The sequence below is a fragment of the Candidatus Erwinia dacicola genome (genome assembly GCF_001756855.1).
GTDB lineage: Bacteria > Pseudomonadota > Gammaproteobacteria > Enterobacterales > Enterobacteriaceae > Erwinia > Erwinia dacicola.
Map to the genome: position 1 here is coordinate 1 of NZ_MAYS01000501.1, position 4402 is coordinate 4402.

Sequence of the window (4402 nt, forward strand, 5' to 3'; positions counted from 1 at the left end):
GAGCTTAAATTCCGGCGTGAAATGTTTAGCCATTGGGTCACCTGTGGTGTTGGGAAGGTGAGAATCTCACCTTCCGATCAGGTGGCCAGTATCAGTGTGCCACTACAACCCGTATCTGGCTGGTTGCTGGCGTCACGGATATGCGTAAATCGTTCAATGGTCTGGGCGAGCTGGTACAGCATGCACTTGATGAAAACCCGTTCTCCGGCCACCTGTTTATCTTCCGTGGTCGCAAAGGCAATACCGTGAAAATCCTCTGGACTGACGCTGATGGCCTGTGCCTATGTTGTAAAAAGAGCATTACCGCATTATAAATGGGGTCATGAGTCAGAACTATCTCGCCCGTATCAGCGCTGGAAGACGCGCTTCGCCAGAAAGACAGTCAGCTCAGTCTTGTTTCAGAGACTGAGTCGTTCCTGCGCTCAGCGATGGCCTGCGGCGAATGCTGTTCGGTACCCGCTCCGAAAAACTTCGCCGACAAGTTGAAGACGCAAAACCCCTGCTGAAACAGCAGGAGCAGCACAGTGACGGCAGCTAGACCGCCAACGGCCATATGCCGCTAGATCTGGACGATAAGCGTGAGTACCACACTGGCTAGCCTGCTGATGGAGCATTCGCAGCACGTGCCGCAGGAGGGAGAAGAGGTTTATCTGTTGCGTACCCACACACCGTGCAGAAAGTGCAATTATCCCGAAATGTAACCGGGCATGCCCGGACCGTTTCGCGGGCGACATGCGCCCCTACGTCACATATCCTTGAGTAACTTTTTCGCATCGCTGTTTTTGTCACTCTGGGTTGCGGCTAATCCACTCTTTCAGGCGTTGACGCGCTTCGTCACGCAGCTGCTGGCGCAGCACATCGTCCTTCAGGTTGTAGTTAATCGCTGACCACGGACCGTAAATGCGCAGCGGCACCGGCTGGTGCAGGCGCTTAACCAGCGTGTCGTCGCCGCTCCAGCCTGCCGTCACCGTGACACAAAAGCGCACATCCAACGCCCGCTTAACCAAATCAACGCTGCCCGCTCCGGTATAGTTCAGCACGTTCGAGCGCGCATCCAGCGTGCCGAAATCAATCACTCCATTGTTCAACGTGGCGCTGCCGGTAATAGACTGCAGGTTCGGCGTATTCTCATCGCCCTGTCCGTGCACTTTACTGCTGTTTTCCACCGCGCGTTGGATCAGCTGCTGGAAGTTCAGTCCGGCGAACTGGGCATTATCCACTCTGAGCTGGGCTTTGCCCCGCCACTGGCGTTTAAAGGCATCCACACTCAGGCCGCTGCCGGTAAAGTTACCATTAAGCGACAGCACACCGCTGACGGTGTCCGGCATAGCAAAACTTTTCAGCAGCGGTGGCAGATTAATTTGATGCAGCTCAGGAGTCAGCGTCACGCGCGTCGTAGCAGTACGCACATCAACCGTGCCGGGCAGCGAGAAACTGCCGTTTTCAGACTGCCCTTTAAAGTTGTCCATCGTCAACAGCCCGTCTTTACTCACTCCGTGTGCCCCAACCTTGCTGAACAGCATACCGCGCCAGCGCAGCTGATCCACCGTCAGTATCAATTCACCGTCCATCGCGTTAAGCACCGAATCGGCATTATCAGATTCAGGCATGCTGGAGATTACCGGCCCACGCCCGCTGAGCTGCTCTGACCCGGTGGTGCTTTTCTGGGCGTCGGCGACAAACCCGAACAGGGAGTCAAGATTCAGGCTGGGCGAGTGCAGATCGGCCAGCAGCTGCGGCCGCTGGCCGAGGGTGCCCGAAAGGGTGCCAGCCAGCATGCTGTCATTGGCGCTGAGGCTGAAATCGCGAAGATCGAAACGCTGAGCTGCGGCCGCCCAGCGGGCTTTCATCTGCCCTTCACCCTTGATGCCTTCCTGCGGTAGATCGGCCCCTTTCATCTGGTAATCAAGCTGGTTGACCAACGCACTGAGATGCTTCGGGTAATCGCTGATATCGAGATCGGCATTAAAGTGGAGCTGCAGTTCACGCTGATTGCGGTTGATGCGACTCCTGAATTCAATGTGTGCCTGGCGCAGCTGAGTCTGATCGAACGCCAGATTAAAATCGCGCAGGTTAAGCTGCTCACCGTTATTTTGCTGCCAGACCAGCAGGCTGTCGTTGATACGCAGGCGGGAGATATCAAAGCGCCAGCCGCGCGTCACCTCATCCACCAACAGCGCGCTGTTGTCACTGGCCAGACCAATCGGTGCATCTGCCGGACGCTGGCTTTCGCTGTCAGGCGTCAGGCGCACCACCACACCTTTCAGCATCACTTGCTTCACGGAAAGCTGATGGGAGAGCAGCGGCAGTAAATTGACGTCGAGGCGCATATTGTCTGCGTGGACAATCGGCTGGGCCGCACCGGGTGCGGTCAGAGTTATCGGGCCGGAAAGAATGCTGAGCTGCGGCCAGACGTGCCAGCGCAGCTTACCGTTCAGCGCCAGCTGATAGCCGCTGCGCTGCTCGACCTGACGGATCATATAGGCACGAAAATTATTCGGATTGACCAGCATCACTAACGCAGTCATTCCAACCACCATCACCACCAAGAGTATGACCAGTGTGGTTATCAATCTTTTCATGCTCGATCCTTATTTAGTCTTATCTATACCGCTGGCGTCGGTACCTTGCTGACCCTTGTATTTCGCATCCTGACGGCTGTTATAAGGACGAGCAACCGGCCCGGAAAGTGGCTCAAAACTGAGTGCGCCAATCAGCATCCCGGGGCGCAGCGCCAGCGGTAGTATACCTGAATTATAGAGTTTCAGCACGATGCGACCCTGCCAGCTTGGATCGATGCAGTGCGCAGTAACGTACACCATCAGGCCGAGGCGCGCCAGCGAAGAGCGCCCGTCCAGCCAGCCGACTAAATCATCAGGCAGCGTGACAGATTCAAACGTTACCGCCAGCGCAAGTTCGCTAGGATGGAGATAAAAAGCATCCCATTCCGGCAGCACAAACTCGTCGCTCATCACGCGGTCAAGCGCTGCACTGACTTCATCCTTAGGAGCGCTTAAATCAATAAAGGGAGCCGTATGGCCACGAAATGTGCGAAACTGGTTGCCCAGACGCACATCAACGGTTGCGCCATTGATACGCACAACTGGCGGGCGCGGCTCAATACTCAGCTTGCCGTTGTCGAGCTAGGCTTCTATATCGCGGTTACATAATCTCATATGCGCTACTCCAGCTGACGCTTCGATCATTCGAAGAACTGATTAATTTTTGCGCTCAGGATATCGATAGCAATGCGGTTTTTACCGCCGCGCGGCACGATTATATCGGCGTACTGTTTGGACGGTTCGATAAACTGCAGGAACATAGGACGCACTGTCTTCTGATACTGTGCCATGACCGAATCCATCGAGCGGCCGCGTTCATTAACATCACGCTTCATGCGGCGCATCAGGCAGATATCCAGCGGCGTGTCGACGAAGATGGAGAAGTTCATCTCCTGTCGCAGGCGCGCATCGGTCAGCAGCAGAATGCCTTCAAGAATAATCACTTTCTTCGGCTTGAGAATAATCGTTTGCGAGGTGCGGGTATGCTCAACGTAGCTGTAGATCGGTAGTTCAATCTGCTGCCCGGCTTTCAGCATCTGCAGATGTTGCAGCAGGAGGCTGTGATCCATAGCGCTCGGGTGGTCGTAGTTGGTTTTAACCCGCTCTTCCATGGTTAAATGGCTTTGGTCTTTGTAATAGGAATCTTCTGGGATAACGCCGATATTTTTATCACCCACCCGATCGCGCACTTCGCGATACAGCGTACTGGTAATAAGACTTTTTCCAGAGGCAGATGGGCCTGCGATACCTACGATGACGCATTCGTGTGACTTGTCAGTCATATATTAAAGACCTGATTTTTAGACGATATTGAAAAGTATGAATACACCTAGATGGAACGCCGCAATTATAGGGAGTTAGCCGCTTTGATGCCAGAGAAAAGCGCCCGCGCTGTCTTCGAACTTTCCCGTTAGGCTACAAATGCTTTCACCGTTAAACTGAGCAGGGCTTTGTTGAATAAATCAGAGTTACGCTCATGGACTTGTCCGGCCAGTACAGCGCCCCGCTTCGCGCCGGGATAAGTGGCCTGATCTTTTTCCTCAGCAACGCATATGGCCTTAACGCGCGTCATAAGCGCCGTTTGCTGAAGCTTCCCTAATTTTTCGGTGTTGTCTGGTTAATCAGACCCAGCAGAGCCTGTGCATCGTCAGTTCATGCAGCAATGGCTGACTCATCAAGCCAGACCGTCAGGGAACCCATATGACCACTGAGTTGTCTGAGTGCTTTGTTGTATGCAGGCCAATTGGTGATTTTAAACTTTTGCTTTGCCATGGGGACCTGATATTGTAACAAATTTAGCGATCAGAGCCGCCAGTCACCTAAAAGTTCGATTTATTCAA

2 protein-coding genes and 5 pseudogenes are annotated in these 4402 nt (G+C 53.9%); 2 read left to right on the forward strand and 5 right to left on the reverse strand.

Annotated elements, in window-relative coordinates; all coding sequences use genetic code 11:
* Positions 1–113: 113 nt before the first annotated feature.
* Together tnpB and BBW68_RS20805 are read left to right on the forward strand one after the other, a co-directional pair.
* Positions 114–296, forward strand: a pseudogene (gene tnpB, locus BBW68_RS12970) (IS66 family insertion sequence element accessory protein TnpB); the annotation flags it as partial.
* 26 nt (positions 297–322) lie between these two features.
* Positions 323–701: pseudogene (locus tag BBW68_RS20805) on the forward strand (hypothetical protein).
* 84 nt (positions 702–785) lie between these two features.
* Here the strand turns inward: BBW68_RS20805 and asmA are convergent.
* From asmA to BBW68_RS20815, 5 genes and pseudogenes are all read right to left on the reverse strand, one after another.
* Entirely contained in the window at positions 786–2582 is a 1797-nt protein-coding gene (gene asmA, locus BBW68_RS12975) for an outer membrane assembly protein AsmA (protein WP_070135684.1), read from the reverse strand.
* 9 nt (positions 2583–2591) lie between these two features.
* Positions 2592–3176: pseudogene (gene dcd / locus BBW68_RS12980) on the reverse strand (dCTP deaminase).
* 26 nt (positions 3177–3202) lie between these two features.
* Entirely contained in the window at positions 3203–3844 is a 642-nt protein-coding gene (gene udk / locus BBW68_RS12985) for a uridine kinase (RefSeq protein ID WP_070135685.1), read from the reverse strand.
* Between the two features lie 161 nt (positions 3845–4005).
* A pseudogene (locus BBW68_RS20810) lies at positions 4006–4214 on the reverse strand (IS5/IS1182 family transposase); the annotation flags it as partial.
* Between the two features lie 3 nt (positions 4215–4217).
* Positions 4218–4334 (reverse strand): annotated as a pseudogene (locus tag BBW68_RS20815) (hypothetical protein); the annotation flags it as partial.
* Positions 4335–4402: the final 68 nt, after the last annotated feature.

Bases quoted from the DNA above. Each gene is read 5' to 3' on its own strand.
- asmA (WP_070135684.1), bottom strand. From the start codon at position 2,582: ATGAAAAGATTGATAACCACACTGGTCATACTCTTGGTGGTGATGGTG.
- udk (WP_070135685.1), bottom strand. From the start codon at position 3,844: ATGACTGACAAGTCACACGAATGCGTCATCGTAGGTATCGCAGGCCCA.